The 14,240-nt window shown below is 68.5% G+C and carries 13 protein-coding genes; 5 read left to right on the forward strand and 8 right to left on the reverse strand.

Annotated elements, in window-relative coordinates; translation table 11 throughout:
• Positions 1-45 precede the first annotated feature (45 nt).
• Positions 46-564 (forward strand): TspO/MBR family protein, encoded by a 519-nt coding sequence (locus tag D5R93_RS12470; RefSeq protein ID WP_205570059.1) that lies wholly within the window; start codon positions 46-48, stop codon positions 562-564.
• 43 nt (positions 565-607) lie between these two features.
• On the opposite strand, the gene D5R93_RS12475 is transcribed toward D5R93_RS12470, so the two are convergent.
• The 3 genes from D5R93_RS12475 to D5R93_RS12485 all read right to left on the reverse strand — a co-directional run bounded on the left by D5R93_RS12475 (position 608) and on the right by D5R93_RS12485 (position 4,227).
• On the reverse strand, positions 608-2,095 hold the full coding sequence (locus D5R93_RS12475; protein ID WP_120205525.1) for a GntP family permease: 1,488 nt from the start codon (positions 2,093-2,095) through the stop codon (positions 608-610).
• Positions 2,089-2,682, reverse strand: a complete 594-nt coding sequence (locus D5R93_RS12480) for a gluconokinase (protein WP_119835449.1) — start codon at positions 2,680-2,682, stop codon at positions 2,089-2,091. Before D5R93_RS12480 ends, D5R93_RS12475 begins: the two co-directional genes overlap by 7 nt.
• Before the next feature lie 99 nt (positions 2,683-2,781).
• Entirely contained in the window at positions 2,782-4,227 is a 1,446-nt protein-coding gene (locus tag D5R93_RS12485) for a sugar porter family MFS transporter (RefSeq protein ID WP_120205527.1), read from the reverse strand.
• Between the two features lie 474 nt (positions 4,228-4,701).
• Here D5R93_RS12485 and D5R93_RS12495 point away from each other — a divergent pair, with 474 nt between their 5' ends.
• From D5R93_RS12495 to D5R93_RS12510, 4 genes are all read left to right on the forward strand, one after another.
• Complete coding sequence (locus tag D5R93_RS12495; protein WP_120205533.1) at positions 4,702-5,739, forward strand: hypothetical protein; 1,038 nt, start codon at positions 4,702-4,704, stop codon at positions 5,737-5,739.
• A gap of 116 nt (positions 5,740-5,855) precedes the next feature.
• The gene (gene relB / locus D5R93_RS12500; protein WP_120205535.1) at positions 5,856-6,128 is read left to right on the forward strand and encodes a type II toxin-antitoxin system RelB family antitoxin; all 273 of its coding nucleotides are present in this window, start codon (positions 5,856-5,858) and stop codon (positions 6,126-6,128) included.
• 262 nt (positions 6,129-6,390) lie between these two features.
• Complete coding sequence (locus D5R93_RS12505; RefSeq protein ID WP_120205537.1) at positions 6,391-7,008, forward strand: hypothetical protein; 618 nt, start codon at positions 6,391-6,393, stop codon at positions 7,006-7,008.
• A gap of 194 nt (positions 7,009-7,202) precedes the next feature.
• Positions 7,203-8,231: a LacI family DNA-binding transcriptional regulator gene (locus D5R93_RS12510; protein WP_243106811.1), complete on the forward strand. Its 1,029-nt coding sequence runs from the start codon at positions 7,203-7,205 to the stop codon at positions 8,229-8,231.
• An 85-nt stretch (positions 8,232-8,316) separates the two neighbouring features.
• On the opposite strand, the gene D5R93_RS12515 is transcribed toward D5R93_RS12510, so the two are convergent.
• The 5 genes from D5R93_RS12515 to D5R93_RS12535 form a co-directional block, all read right to left on the reverse strand.
• Positions 8,317-9,648, reverse strand: coding sequence for a glycoside hydrolase family 32 protein (locus D5R93_RS12515; RefSeq protein ID WP_162933979.1), 1,332 nt, complete (start codon positions 9,646-9,648; stop codon positions 8,317-8,319).
• Positions 9,649-9,742: 94 nt separating this feature from the next.
• Complete coding sequence (locus D5R93_RS12520) at positions 9,743-10,627, reverse strand: carbohydrate ABC transporter permease (protein ID WP_182911324.1); 885 nt, start codon at positions 10,625-10,627, stop codon at positions 9,743-9,745.
• Positions 10,628-10,638: 11 nt separating this feature from the next.
• Positions 10,639-11,514: a carbohydrate ABC transporter permease gene (locus D5R93_RS12525; RefSeq protein WP_243106812.1), complete on the reverse strand. Its 876-nt coding sequence runs from the start codon at positions 11,512-11,514 to the stop codon at positions 10,639-10,641.
• Positions 11,511-12,896: an extracellular solute-binding protein gene (locus D5R93_RS12530; RefSeq protein ID WP_119835440.1), complete on the reverse strand. Its 1,386-nt coding sequence runs from the start codon at positions 12,894-12,896 to the stop codon at positions 11,511-11,513. The genes D5R93_RS12525 and D5R93_RS12530 overlap by 4 nt, the downstream gene beginning before the upstream one ends.
• A gap of 160 nt (positions 12,897-13,056) precedes the next feature.
• Entirely contained in the window at positions 13,057-14,091 is a 1,035-nt protein-coding gene (locus tag D5R93_RS12535; protein WP_120205545.1) for a DUF4432 family protein, read from the reverse strand.
• Positions 14,092-14,240 lie beyond the last annotated feature (149 nt).

Genomic DNA, 14,240 nt, shown 5'->3' on the forward strand with positions numbered 1-14,240 from the left:
AAGCTGTTTGCTGCACACTAGGGTGAGCCAAGTCTGTCGTATCAAATGATCGTCACCCAGGAGGAGACCATGCCTCGCCACCGCCGTGCGGCACTGCTGGCCACGTCCACGATGGTGGCAGCCACCGCCGTCGCCGGGTCACTCGCCTCAGACCCCCGCAGCAGCTACTACGCCAGCCTGCGCAAGCCGTCATGGACCCCGCCCGGCTCAGCTTTCCCTCTTGTCTGGAGCGCGCTCTACACGACCATCGCCGCCACCACGGGTCCTACACTTGCCGAACTGCGGGAGGCCGACACGAAGACGCAGGACTGGGAGGCCGCAGGCTACCTGTGCGCCACCACGGTCAACCTGGCGCTCAACGCCGGGTGGACCTGGGTCTTCTTCCGGGCGAGGAACCCTGGCCTGTCTGCAGCGTGGGCCGCTACCCTCACGCTCAGCTCCGTAGGGCTGGTCCAGCGCACCTTCCAGGTCAAGATGGCACGCGGGGTGGCTCTGGCCCCCTACGCGGGCTGGACCGCCTTCGCCACGGCACTGTCCACCGCTATCTGGCGGATGAACCGCTAAGAGGACCGAGAGGACAGGCCTGAGGAGGCCAGCGCCCCCGAGGTCAGAGAACGAGGCTGAGCAGCATAACTGTTGCCAGGGCCACCACGGAGACCAGGCACTCCATCAGCGACCAGGTCCTCAGCGTCTGTCCCACGCTCATACCGAAGTACTCCTTGACCAGCCAGAACCCGGCGTCGTTGACGTGGGACAGGAAGACTGACCCCGCCCCCAGCGCCAGCACCAGCAGGGCCGTTGTCGACGCGTCCATCCCGGCGGCGACAGGTGCCATGATGCCGGAGGCCGTGACAGTGGCTACTGTCGCCGAGCCGGTAGCCAGGCGCACCGCCACCGCGACCAGCCAGCCTGCCAGCAGCGGGGACAGGCTCGCCCCCTGGATAGCCTGAGCCATGACGTCAGCCACGCCAGAGTCCACCAGGGTCTGCTTAAATCCTCCTCCGGCACCCACGATGAGCAGGATGCCCGCCACGGGACCGAGAGAGGCACCGACCCGGTCGCTGACCTCCTGGGCGGAGTCCCCCTGGAGTCTGCCCAGGAGCACCAGTCCCAGGACAGTGGTGACCAGGAGGGCCACCACGGGTGTGCCCAGGAAGGTAGCGGCCGTGTAGAGCGGTGAGTCCTGGGCGTCGGCCGCGGTCGTCTCCACCACTGTGCGCAGCAGCATGAGGACCACCGGCAGCAGCACGATCGACAGTGACACGGCAAAGGTGGGGCGCCTGAGCCGTTCCGTCTCCTCCTGCTGCCCGCCGGGAGGGCTGCCTGCCTGGAGCGGGACCCAGCGCGCCATGTAGCGGGCAGCCAGAGGACCGGAGACGACGACGGTCGGCACCGCGACTACCAGCCCCAGACCCAGCGTCAGGCCGAGGTCGGCCCCCACGGCGTCGATGGCGATAAGCGGTCCCGGGTGCGGGGGCACCAGGCCGTGCAGGGCGGACAGGCCCGCCAGGGCGGGGATGCCCACCAGGATCACCGGCAGAGCGCAGCGGCGGGCGACCAGCATGACGATCGGGATCAACAGGACCACCCCGACCTCGAAGAACAGCGGGATCCCGATGACGAAGGCGGTCAGGGCCATCGCCCAGGGCAGCAGGGGGACCCGGGCGCGCTCCAGGACAGTGTCGACGATCCGGTCGGCACCCCCGGACTCGATGAGAAAGGTCCCGATGACCGCGCCCAGGGCAATGAGCACGCCCACGTCCCCGACCGTGCTCCCCAGCCCCTCGGTGAAGGAGGTGAAGGAGTCGGCCAGCGGGACACCTGCGGCCACTGCCATGGTGACTGAGCCCAGTATCAGGGACAGGAAGGGGTGCAGCCTGAGCCAGGTGATGAGGACGACGATGACGGCGATACCGACCACGGCGGCAACGACCAGCTGGGTGTCGCTGCCGGAGGCGGTCTCGGCGCCGGGGGCCGCCGTCGCAGCCAGAGCCGCCGGGGCGGGCGTCCCAGCCGGGGCGGGCGAGATAGGGGCGGGTGAGGTAGTGAGACTAGCCGCAAGGGCTGGCAACGGAGTCAGCACGGGAGTCAGCATCTCCCGGCCTCCACGTCCAGCAGCTCCAGCGACTCCAGGACGGCCGTCACCGTCGCCTCCGGGCTGGAAGAGCCGGATACCACGACCACGCCGTCCTCATCGTCCTCCAAGGGCTCCAGGGTGGCCAGCTGGGAGGGCAGGAGGCTGGCTGGCATGAAGTGTCCCTCCCGCTGAGCCATGCGGCGGCGTAGCTCCACCTCCTGAACCTGCAGGTGGACAAAGCGCACCCGGCCCTGCGCCTGGGCCAGCAGGTCCCGGTAGGAGCGCTTGAGGGCGGAGCAGGTGACAATAGTGGAGGACCCCTGCGCGGCCCGCTCACTCATCCAGCCGCGCAGGGAGTCCAGCCACGGCCAGCGGTCGGCGTCGGTGAGCGGAGTACCCGCGCGCATCTTCGCGATGTTGGCGCCGGGGTGGAAGTCGTCGGCCTCGGCGACGGGCCAGCCCAGGACACGGGCGAGGCCGTTGGCGGTCGTGGTCTTCCCGCAGCCAGCGACCCCCATGACGACGAGGTGGGTCACCGGCTGGGAGACAGTGCGGCCCGCTGCGAGGCCGGGGCTGGTGCCTCCTGAGGCGCTGGGATCAGTCATCGCTCCTCCTTGAGTGTCATCCTGTGTCTGGCTCGTACCTGGTGTGCGTCAGCCGCACGCAGCCCGGAGGGCGGAGGGTGCCGACCGGCGCTGGCGCCCTCAGCCACTAAGGTCCTCCATCTCCTCCAGCTCCCTGCCCTTGGTCTCGGCAATCGAGCGCAGGACGAAGACGAAGGACAGCAGCGCGCAGACGGCATAGAGCCCGTAGGCGAAGGTCAGCCCGATGTCAGACAGGACAGGGAAGGTGGTGGAGACGACAAAGTTGGCAACCCACTGGGCGGCGGCCGCCACCGCCAGCGCCCCGGCGCGGATCCGGTTGGGGAACATCTCCCCCAGCAGTACCCACACCAGCGGGCCCCAGGTAGCGCCGAAGGCGACAACGAAGAGGTTGGCGCAGACCAGGGCGACAGGCGCCCACGGCGCCTCCAGGACGACCTCCCCGCCCTCGACCGTGGCGAAGGAGAAGGCCAGGGCCATCAGCCCCAGCGCCACGGTCATCACCACCGAGCCGACCAGCAGCATAGGTCGGCGTCCCACCCGGTCCACCAGGAGGATTGCCACGATTGTCACCACGATGTTGGTCACCGAGGTAATGACGCTGATCGTCAGGGCGTCAGACTCCTCGAAGCCGACAGTGCGCCACAAGGTGGTGGAGTAGTAGAAGATGACGTTGATCCCCACGAACTGCTGGAAGACGGACAGCAGGATGCCCACCCACACCACCGGCTTGAGCCCCAGGCGCGGTCCGCGCAGGTCAGACAGCGACTCTCGCCTCTCAGAGTCGATGGTGGAGCGGATCTCCTCGATCTTGAGGTTGACGTTGACCACACCGGTGAAGTCGTAGAGCACCTGGGAGGCCTTGTCGTAGCGGCCCCTGGCCACCAGGAAGCGCGGTGACTCCGGCAGGCGGAAGGCAAAGAGGCCGTAGAGGACGGCGGGCACGGCCTCCGCCATGAACATCCACCGCCACGCGGGCCGCCCCATCCACAGGATCTCCGCGGCCCCGCCGGCCGTGCCGGCGAACCAGGTGTCGGACAGCAACGCCGTAAAGATACCGATGACGATGGCCAGCTGCTGGAGGGAACCCAGGCGTCCCCGTACCGAGGCCGGTGAGACCTCGGCGATGTAGGCGGGGGCGATGACGGAGGCCGCACCCACACCCAGCCCACCTGCCAGGCGCCAGGCGATGAAGTCGATGATACCCACGGCCAGGCCGGACCCCAGAGCAGAGACCACGAAGAGCAGGGCCGCAACGAGCATGACCGGTACGCGTCCCAGCCGGTTGGCGACCGGCCCGGCGAACCAGGCGCCAACGGCGCAGCCGATAAGGGCGGAGGACACGGAGAACCCGGTGAGGGCTGGGCTCAGGGCGAAGTCACCTGCCAAGGCGTCAACGGCCCCGTTGATGACGGCGGTGTCGAAGCCGAAGAGAAAGCCACCCAGCGCTGCAGCCACACAGATGCCAATGACGCGGGCGTTGAGGCGGCTGACAGCGGAGGTAGGCGGTGAGGTAGGTGGTTGTGGTCCTGCGGAGGTGCCTGCCATGTCTGGGTCCTGACGTCGTCGTGAGGCCGAGTGCTGGTCCGTGCAGCGTGGTCCTAGCGCCCGAGCCCGGGCCGTCCTGATCGCGGCGGCAGGCGCTGCTCAGCGCCGCTCCAGAACGGCACGGCACATCCGAACGGCACGGCACATCCGGCGGGCGCTCGCCTCCAGGCTACGCGGCCTTGCCGCAGTACGCCAGTGCCCCCGGTCCGGTCCCAACCCTGTTTGCGGCTCTGGCCTCAGTCCTGGCCTCGGCTCCGTCCCCAGCACCGTACGGCCCGTCTGCCCTGCGTTCCCGGGCCTTTTCCTGCTTCTCCAGGGCCTGAGCGCACCTGCCGTGGTCGTAGTCGGCGTCGTAGTCGGCCCTTCCGTCCACTCCGACCACTACTAAAGCGACCCGCGCGAGCTGCTGGTCCGTGGGCTGCGGCCCACGACGTCGGCCACACCTTCCGTGGCCCTACCGAAAGGAGGTGGACCATGTCCCACCCACTGTTCCACCCACTCTCCCCGGACTCCGCCTTCCGGGGCCTCGCACGTGCCGTGCTCCAGGTGGCTCTCACCGGCAGCAGGCACATCGTGGCCGGGCTCGTGACCATCGTGGCCGGGATCCTGGCAGTCGCGGCCGGGCTGCTACGAGTCGCCCTAGGCATCCCGGCCGCGCTCATCACTGCGGTGGCCCGGTTCGCCGTAGCAGCCTCCAAGAGCCTCGTTGAGACCCTTGTCCGGCTCAGCACGGCCCTGTCGCGCCTCAGCCGGGCACTTGCCCCTGAGATAATCCGAGTATCCGCAGCGCCGTCGCAGACGGCGGTACCTGGCACGGACCTGCTGCCCGCGAAGACCTCCGGCAGAGCTGCACAGGGTGATGAAGGCTCTCGCACGGAATCTGCCCCCTCCGAACCGTCTTATCCTGGAGGTGCCCCCTCCGGGCTGGACATCGCTCAGCCCAACGCCGCGAAGCGCGGGAAGCGCGGTAAGAAGCGCAGCAAAATGCGGCGCGTCCCGCCCGAGCGGACTGTCCCGGCAGCAGCTCCTCCTGCAACAACTGGCGAGCCCACCCCTCCCACGGCGACGACTGACTCCTCCCCCAAGAGGCTCGCACCCGGCTGGGGATGGTGGGCGGTCGGGGGAATATGCACGATTGCGGTCGCCTGGGGATTCTGCACCGTTCAAGGGTTCACTCTTGCCACATCCCTGTTTCTGTGCGGTCCCCTGCTCATTGGCTGCGTCTGGATGATGCCAGCGTGCCTACGTCCCTACAACGACGCCCGTCGACACCTGAGGCAGGACGTCGTCGCCTCGACGGTGCTCGCCCTGTCTATGACGCAGCTCAGCAGCACAGACTCCGTCATTGAGCAGATCGTCTTCAACGATTCCGTCAGCGCGACCCTTCTCGGGTTCCTGGTCCTCTACCCGTGGCTGGGCCTGATCAAGGCACTCCTGTCGCTGAACCATGAGTACTGGCAGCGCCGCCGTGGGGACACGGACCCGTACGGCACCGGGACCCCGGCCGAGTAGCCGGTGCAGGTAGCCCCCTGGCCGGTCTCCCGCCACGCGGGGAGGACCGGCCAGGGGGCTGCTGACAGCTCAGCAGGATCTTGCGAGCACGTCCGCCGCGAGGCAGGCATGTATACATGTCTACCTCGGTCCTCAGCCTCCGCCTTCCTGATGACCTCAAGGACCGTCTTGACCGTCTCAGCGCGCAGACAGGCCGACCCGCGTCATTCCACGTGCGCCAGGCGCTTACTGAGCGGCTCGACCACCTTGAGGACATGTACGCCCTCGCCGCACGCGCCGAGGCGGCCCGTTCTGGTCAGGCGACAACCTTCAGCCTCGCTGAGGTCGCCCACGACCTCGGCATCACCCTGGGTCCCGTCAGCGACGATGTCCTTGAGGATCTTCACTGACCTGGAAGGTGGGGATTGAGGGGCACGCAGGGTCGAGCTCGAGGAGCCGGTCCCACCGATCGCATACCCCACGCAGGGAAACCGGCCGGGGTAGCGCGGTCAGCGCTCCGGGACACCGGCAGCAGTCCCCTGGAGGCGGTCACAAGACGGTACTGCGGACGCGCGTTGCCCCGGTACCGCGTCCAAGCCACGCCTAGGCTGGCTCAGCAGCCACCGGTCACGGCTGCGCCTGTCCTGGCACCCACCGGAAAGGAGACATCTGGTGGACTCCCACCGCCGCCCCGCGTCTACCGACCGCACCGGCCGCCTGATGCGGCTGCTTGGCGGCCGAGCCTGGCTGGCTGCCCACCTGGTCACCTCGACCAGGGACTGCGCACAGGCAGCCACCAGGACAGCGAGCAGGGCACTGCGGACCCTCGCCAGCGCGATGTTCCGCCTCACCCGGGGAGCTGACCGGAGCCTCGCCCCCGACTGGGGGTGGTGGGCGCTGGCGTGCGGCGTCATCGTCACGATCGCCGCCGGGATCCGTGTCCGCACGGGCAGCCCGCTGACCGAGATCGTGCTCTACGGCATACCTCCCGCCCTGGGCTGCGCCTGGATGATGCCAGCGTGCCTGCGTCCCTACGACGACGCCCGGCGGCACCTGAGGGAGAACATCGCCGCACCCTGGCTGCTCGTCGTCATTCTGGTCCCCAGCAATGCGGACGACCAGGTCAGGCAGATTGTGGCCAGCTCACCGGTGCGCACGACGCTTGCCGCGCTGCTGGCCGTCTACACCTGGCTGGGCGTGTGCCAGGCCATTCTGTCCGTACACCACGACTACCGGGAGCGGCGCCTCACGCAGACCCCCACCACGCGTAAAACAACAAGAACGTCATAGGACAACATGGCAGCCTGTTGTCCTATGACGTTTTTGTCGCCTGAGCACGCACCCCCGCCTGAGCACGCACCCCCGCCTGAGCACGCGGCTAAGGGAGCGACGTCGCTTCCGACGCCACGAGGACCGACAGGATTGACGCCGCACGTGACGACTGGTGGTATGAGTGCATGACGGGCACACAGGACCGACCTCGCGTGCGCGCCGCTGACGTTGCCGCTGCCGCCGGGGTCTCTGCCACGGCCGTCTCCTTCGTGCTCAATGGGCGCGACGTCGGCAACATCGCGCCCGCGACCCGGCAGCGAGTCCTCCAGGCCGCAGAGGAGCTGGGCTACCGGCCCAACTATGTGGCCCGAAGCCTGCGGCGCAGCACGACCAGCTCCATCGGCCTAGTCACCGACGCCTTCGCTTCCTCACCCTTCGGCGGCAGGCTCCTGGCCGCTGCCACCGAGACCGCCGAGGCCGCCGACCACGTCCTGCTCATGATGGACCTCGGCCACCGCACCGACCAGGTAGCCGAGGCCGTCGCCGCCCTGGAGAGCCGTCAGGTCGACGCCATCATCTACGCCGCCATGGGCTTCACCCAGCTGGACGAAGTCCCCGCCTCCCGCGTCCCCCTGGTACTGGCCAACTGCGTAGCGCGAGAACCAGGCCACCCCTCGGTCAGTCCTGACGACGCAGGCGGGGCCACCGCCGCCCTGCGCCACCTAGCCGACCTGGGACACCGTCGTGTCGCTATGCTGTGCGGCCACTACACCCCCGGGGCGCAGGAGACCAAGGTCGGTAACGTGTCGGGCCCCATTCGTTGGCAGGCCTTCAGTGCGGCCGCCGAGGAGGCCGGGATCCAGGCTCACCACGTGGGCCGCGGGTGGTCGATCTCCGACGGCCACGCGGCAGCCACACAGGCCCTGGACGCCCCTGCCTCCCGGCGGCCGACGGCGTTCTTCGCCGTGTGCGACAGGGTGGCCACGGGTGCCCTGCTAGCCGCGACCCGCCTTGGGGCCACCGTCCCCGAGGATCTGTCGCTCGTCGGCTTCGACGACCAGGAGGCCCTTGCCGAGGACCTGGTGCCCCCGCTGACCACCGTCGCCCTGCCACACGCTCGCATGGGGGAGGCAGCGGTCGAGCTGGCAGTCGCCGTCGCGCGCGGCAAGCAGCCCGCTCAGCCGCACCAGGTCCTGCCTTGTCCCCTCATCATGCGCGGCTCGACGGGGCGTCCCCGCTGAGCGGCAGCACCGCTGACTGGTGTCCGCGCTGGCCGACCGCCCCGCTGGCCGACGGTGTGCCCTCAGGCAGCCAGCCGCAGCGGTGTCAGGGGACCCGGGGGACGACGTCACGGACCTCAGCCGCGCCCTCACTTGGTACCAGCAGCGTCCAGGGCTCGTCGTGCCGCCACGTGAAGGGCAGGCCCGAGACCCGGTACAGCTCGACCACAGCGCCATCGACCCAGACCTGGTCTCCTGGGACGAGCTCGTACGTTCCCAGCTCAGGGTGGCACAGCAGCGTCCCCTTCCCAGCAGCCTCCCCGACAGTCTCTGCGGCAGCACCCCCGACGACGTCAACCACCCACCGTCGTTCGCCAAGGCCTACCTCCCCGGCTGGCAGGCAGCGCGGCAGGCCAGGCGCCAGGGCGCGGGCGGCACCGGGATCAACCCGACTGGTCACTACGCCGTCCACCAGCCGCAGACGACGTGGCAGGCTCAGGCAGCCAGCGTGGTCGCGTACCTCAGGGTCCTGGTGACCCTGGCGAACCCAGCCGATGAGCAGCGGCTCGCCGCTGTCGCACAGAGGCGGCGCCTGCCCGCCAGGCACCACGACCGGACCGCCCCCGCCCTGGTCGATGCCATGCTGCGACCCTGCGGCCACGACCTGGGGCGCGTACAGGCTGGAGCCCCCGTCCACCACCTGGGCGGACCGGACGACAAACCGCCAACTCCCGCCCTTCTCCACGAGGTCACCAACAGCAGCGGCAACCGTGCCCAGCACCCCGCTTACCTGCAGGGACACGATGAGCACCCAGCGCCCTCCAAGGGGGAACAGCTGGGGGCACTCCCAGATATCCGCCTTGCCCACCACAGCCCTCAGGACGGGATCGTCAGCGACGAGGACCCCGTTGTAGCGCCAGGACAGCTCGTTACCGCGGTCGAACATAAGGACGGCGGGGGTTCCGTCGCCCATACCCGCCCCGAGGACCGCCAGCCGTCGCCCGGCGTGCTCTAGGACAAAGGGGTCACGCATGACTGCGACACCGTCGGCCTCAGGTGTGTGCCCGACGACGACGGGCGCCCCCCAGTCCCGCAGATCGGGACTGCCCCACCGTAGGCAGATCGTGGACTGCAAGGAGTCGTCAGCAATACCGGAGTAGGCCACGGCAGGCCTGTCGTGGCCGGGGACAAACACCCCTGACCAGCAGCCGAAGGCGTCCGGCGCCCCCGGTGAGGGGGAGAAGGCCACCGGCTGGAGGTCCCAGTCGGCCAGGTCCTGGCTCGTGGCGTGCCCCCAGACGATCTGCTCGTGCACGGGGGCGGTCGGGTTGTGCTGGAAGAACACGTGCCACACGCCGTTGAGAAGGACCATGCCGTTGGGGTCGTTGAGCCACCCGCTGCCGGGACGTAGGTGGTAGCTGGTCGTGGGTGCAGTCATAGGGGTGCTCCTGTCGGCGGTGTTCATCGGCACCAGGCACGCTCAAGGGTGCGAGCGAGCGGCGCGTACGTTCTCATGCCGGCTCCTGCCAGACTCAGCGGTGCGAGCCGGCAGTCAGCCCTTCGCGCAGCGTGCGCTGCCCGAAGACGAACACAAGGAAGGCCGGGATCATGGACAGCACCACGCCCGCCAGCACGGTAGCCACCGAGCCGGTCCCCATGTTCCCCTGGAGGGAGACCAGCCCCAGGGGCAACGTGAAGTTCTGCTCGCTGATAGTCATGATCAGCGGACGGAAGAACTCGTTCCAGTGTGTGTTGAACGCCAGGATCCCCACGATCGCCATCCCCGGCATCGCCAGCGGCGCGTAGACGGAGATGAAGGTCCGCCACGGGCCGGCTCCATCAAGTTCTGCAGCCTCCCCCAGCTCGGCGGGCAGACCCAGGAAGTACTGACGCATGAGAAAGGTGCCGAATGCCGTAGGGACGGCGGGCAGGATGAGCGCTAGCAGGGTGTCCGCCAGGCCCATGCCCCGCACAAGCATGAACACGGGCACGATAATCACTTGCATGGGCACCATCATGGTGGCCAGGATGAGCGCGAACAGGAGGTTCTTTCCACGGAACTCGAAGCGTGCGAAGACATATCCTGCCATCGCAGCCGACAGCATCTGGCCCACGGCGATGAGCGCGGTGACAAGCACCGAGTTGAGGATAAGCATCCACATGTTGACCTCCCGGAACACCGCCGGGTAGGAGGAGAGGTCAAGGCTTGAGGGGATGACCGAGCTGTCGGTGGCCAGGGACTCCGAGGGCGGCCGCATCGAGGACAGGACCGTCCAGATGACCGGGGCGAGGGTCGCCAGGGCCGCCAGGGTGAGGACGGTATAGGTAGCGACCTTCCTGATGTCGATCTTCCTCACGGCGGTCCTCCTCACGTCGGGGTTCTGTGCGTCGGGGCTCTTCACGTCAGGGTTTGTCATGTCAGAACTCCTCAGCCGTAGAAGACGTAGCGGCGGGACAGACGGAACTGGAGTGCCGTGACCAGCATGATGACGGCGGTCAGGACGATCCCGATGGCTGAGGCCCGACCGAACTCCAGCTGCCTGAACGCGGACTCATAGATCACCATGACGGCCGTCCTGGTCGAGTCACCGGGGCCACCACGGGTGAGCACGTAGGGCTGGTCGAAGATCTGCAGCGCAGCGATGATCGCCATAACGGAGGCGACCAGCGTCGTGGGGCTCACCAGGGGGAAGGTGATTCTCCAGAACTGCCGCCAGCCCGTGGCGCCGTCAACCTGTGCGGCCTCGTAGACCTCCTTGGGGATCGAGGACAGGCCCCCCAGGAACAGCAGGAAGGAGAAACCGAAGTTCTGCCAGACGTAGACGAGGATGACCACGACCATCGCCCCGCGCGTGGAGGTCAGCCAGGCGACGTTGCCGATGCCGAACAGGTTGAGAAAGTGGTTGACCAGGCCGAAGTTCTCGTTGAACAAGTAGCTCATGATGATCGACACAGAGGCTGCCGACAGAACCAGCGGGAAGAACAGCACCGAGCGGAAGAACGACCGGAGCATGGTCGGCATCCTGGTGTTGACCAGGACCGCGAGCGCCAGGGCGACGCTGAGCTGGAGGACGACGGCGACAGCGACGAAGCCGATGGTGTTGAGGAAGGACACCCGGATCGTCGGGTCAGAGGCGATGTCGGCGAAGTTGCCCAGGCCGACGAACTGAGGCGGGGTGATAATGTCCCAGGAGAAGAAGGCCAGCAGGACCGAGGCCAGGATCGGCAGGAAGGTGAACAGTCCCAGCCCGACAAGACTGGGGGCCAGGAACAGCCAGATGAGGAGCGTGCGCTGCATTGTCATGCCTCCAGGGCTCTGCTGAGGTCGGCGTCCAGGCGCTCCAGGGCTGCGGGCAGAGCGGCGGCAGAGCCGGTGACGGCTCCCAGGACGTTCTTGATGAGTGCGGTCTCCACCGCTGCCTGCTGGGGCGGCGCGGGGATCGGGACGCAAGGAAAGCGGTCAAGAGTGTCGTAGAAAACCTTCCAGTGGGCAGGGCCCTTGCCCGTGTACAGGTCCTCGTTGCACATGGAACGGCGGGTGGGAGTGGTGCTGGGTGCCGGGAAGGCCAGCTGCATCCCCTCCAGCGACGTGCAGAACTTCACCCACTCCCAGGCCTCGTCCTGGCGCTGCGAGGTCCGCAGGACCGCGTAGCCGGAGGCTCCGAACTGGTGGCGCTGGGAGCGCCAGGCGGGGAAGTAGGTGACGTCGTAGTCCTCGGGGGTGAGCCCGGCCGCGTTGAGTCCCTCGACCCAGAAGCCCCCAGCGGGGGTCATGCCGATGGAGCCTCCGGAGAACTGGCCAACAAGCTCGTTACCTCCACCCTGGGCGGGGCTGGTCCCCAGCCCCTCCTCCACCAGGGCGCGCACGAACTCGAAGGACTCGGCGACCCTGGGGTCAGAGGCATTGGAGCCCTCCCACAGGTAGCCGCCGGAGTAGGCGCCCTGGTGGTCGGGGTAGAAGCGGTCCCACAGCCAGTCCCCGCCCGGGGCCTTCTCCTCGGTGAGGAAGCTGGTGTCGTTGACGTAGAGCCAGGGGACGATTCCTCCCCACAGGCGGTTGGTCCAGTAGAAGGGCACGAACCCCCGGCCACCCGCCTGCCTCATCTGACGCGCCATGTCCAGGAAGTCCTCGTGGGTCCAGGTCTCTGGCGGGTAGGACACTCCTGCCCGCTGCATCGCCTCGGTGCTCAGGTACATGTTGGCGGCGTTGAAGTCGATAGGCATCTGGTAGAGGGAGCCCTTGTACATGAAGGCCTCGATGAGGCTGGGGTGGACGTCGTCGAAGTAGTCCTGCACCTCCTCCGCGTCCCGCCTGACGAACCTGTCCAACGGCTCGGCAAGGCGCTCGGCAAAGAGCTGGGCACCCTCAGTGGCGACGACGCAGACGTCAGGGGAGGTGCCTGCCGCCACCATGGTGAGGATCTTGGCGAAGAAGTCCGCCCAGTCCGTGCCCTGGACGGCCTGGAGGCGGACAGGGATGTCGGGGTGGTGGACGTTGAACGCCTCGACGAGGGACTGTCGCGCTGCAGCGTCCTGGTTGGTCCCCAGGATCGCGATCTGGAGCGAGTCGTCGCGGCGCCCCGGGATGTCCCCACCGGTGAGGCGTGGCCACTGGCCGCCAAGGAGGGCAGCGGTGCCCACCCCTGCCGCCCCTGCCAGTAGCCCACGCCTGGTGAGCTGTGTCATCGTTGACCTCCTACCTAATTCGATTTAGGCAGGACAACTATGAGACGCTCCGCACACCGGTGTCAAGAGTGTTCTATACGGAAAATTTGCGGCGACCGTGGGCGGGGCCGCCAGGTCCCACGTGCCCCGGCACAGCGGTCGAGGTGGCAGGAGAGGCTGGCTAGGACAACTCGTAGACGACCCCGCTGGCCCGTTCCTGGCCGGGCTCCAGCACGGGGGCACCCAGGTGCTCGCCGGAGCGGTCCGGACCGAACAGGGGCGCGCTCGCGGGCTCGACACCAAGCACCCACCCGCCCCGGGTCGGGTGGACCCACTGCATGCAGCGCGGAAGCTCGGCGCCATCCCAGCTCATCGTCAGACGGACGGCATCCTCGGGCGCGGTCACCACGGCCTGCACGGCCCCGGGGGCGAACCCGGTGTGCTCCCACACGCCCTCAATGACCTCGTCTGTGGGCTCCGGGAAGGCCTGCCAGCCCAGCCTCTCGGCCTCCGGCGTGCGCGGGGTGCGTGTGCTGCCGGGGACCTCGACCCGCGTCCCGGGAAGGACGAGCGGGGCGCCGAGGTTGGAGTGGTAGAGAATCGGCACCGCGGCGGGCACAGGCCCGGTGTTGCGGATGGTGTCGCGGACCTCCACCCTGGGGCGGTCCACGCCCACGGTGATCTTCCGCTCGACGAGGACGTGGCGACCGAAGACCACCGAGGAGTCGACCGCGCCGCTGACCTCGACGCTACCGTCATCAAGTCGGCGCACGGCGACGTCGGAGGCCGGGGTGAGGTGGTGCGTGCCGTGGAGGCCGTGCCCCTGCTCGGGCGGGCCAATGTGGTCGACGCCGGAGGTGACCAGCAGGCCACCGCCAAAGCGCCCGATCCAGCCCTCGTCAGCGGGGTCGACGGCGCCGCCCCGAGGCCCCAGCGCCGAGCGCCAGGACACCGGGATGCTGTTGAACCACAGGGAGCCGAGGTCGAGGCCCCGGTCGGGGAGGACCTCCACACTCACCCCGCCCAGCGTGGTGACCCGCAGCGCCCGCGAGCCCGGGCCGGAGCGCGGGTCCCTCACCTCCTCCCGGACCTCGGCGACGGCATCGGGCTGGGCCACCAGCCCCGCCGCCAGCAGCTCGCGTGCGGACAGGCTCGTGGATGTGGCTGCGGACGGGTTGACTGGCGAGTTGGCGGACGTGGTTGCGGACGGGTTCATGGTTGTGCTCCGTTCTGGTCGCAGGCTTCGCCATGGCGCGTGTCACCACCATAAGGGATAATGGCGGGTTGTGGGCCGGGTCACCAAGGAGCACCCTGACGGCCGTCGGCGGGTGCCAACCGTCTCACTCGCTTGCACAGACCTGCCCC

The sequence above is a fragment of the Actinomyces lilanjuaniae genome (genome assembly GCF_003606385.1).
GTDB classification, from domain to species: domain Bacteria; phylum Actinomycetota; class Actinomycetes; order Actinomycetales; family Actinomycetaceae; genus Actinomyces; species Actinomyces lilanjuaniae.

Excerpts from the sequence above, each read along its gene's own strand:
- D5R93_RS12520 (WP_182911324.1), bottom strand. The coding sequence starts at position 10,627 with ATGACAAACCCTGACGTGAAGAGCCCCGACGCACAGAACCCCGACGTG.
- D5R93_RS12535 (WP_120205545.1), bottom strand. The coding sequence starts at position 14,091 with ATGAACCCGTCCGCAACCACGTCCGCCAACTCGCCAGTCAACCCGTCC.
- D5R93_RS12480 (WP_119835449.1), bottom strand. The coding sequence starts at position 2,682 with ATGACTGATCCCAGCGCCTCAGGAGGCACCAGCCCCGGCCTCGCAGCG.
- D5R93_RS12530 (WP_119835440.1), bottom strand. The coding sequence starts at position 12,896 with ATGACACAGCTCACCAGGCGTGGGCTACTGGCAGGGGCGGCAGGGGTG.
- D5R93_RS12515 (WP_162933979.1), bottom strand. The coding sequence starts at position 9,648 with ATGACTGCACCCACGACCAGCTACCACCTACGTCCCGGCAGCGGGTGG.
- D5R93_RS12525 (WP_243106812.1), bottom strand. The coding sequence starts at position 11,514 with ATGACAATGCAGCGCACGCTCCTCATCTGGCTGTTCCTGGCCCCCAGT.
- D5R93_RS12485 (WP_120205527.1), bottom strand. The coding sequence starts at position 4,227 with ATGGCAGGCACCTCCGCAGGACCACAACCACCTACCTCACCGCCTACC.
- relB (WP_120205535.1), top strand. The coding sequence starts at position 5,856 with ATGTCTACCTCGGTCCTCAGCCTCCGCCTTCCTGATGACCTCAAGGAC.
- D5R93_RS12470 (WP_205570059.1), top strand. The coding sequence starts at position 46 with ATGATCGTCACCCAGGAGGAGACCATGCCTCGCCACCGCCGTGCGGCA.
- D5R93_RS12495 (WP_120205533.1), top strand. The coding sequence starts at position 4,702 with ATGTCCCACCCACTGTTCCACCCACTCTCCCCGGACTCCGCCTTCCGG.
- D5R93_RS12475 (WP_120205525.1), bottom strand. The coding sequence starts at position 2,095 with ATGCTGACTCCCGTGCTGACTCCGTTGCCAGCCCTTGCGGCTAGTCTC.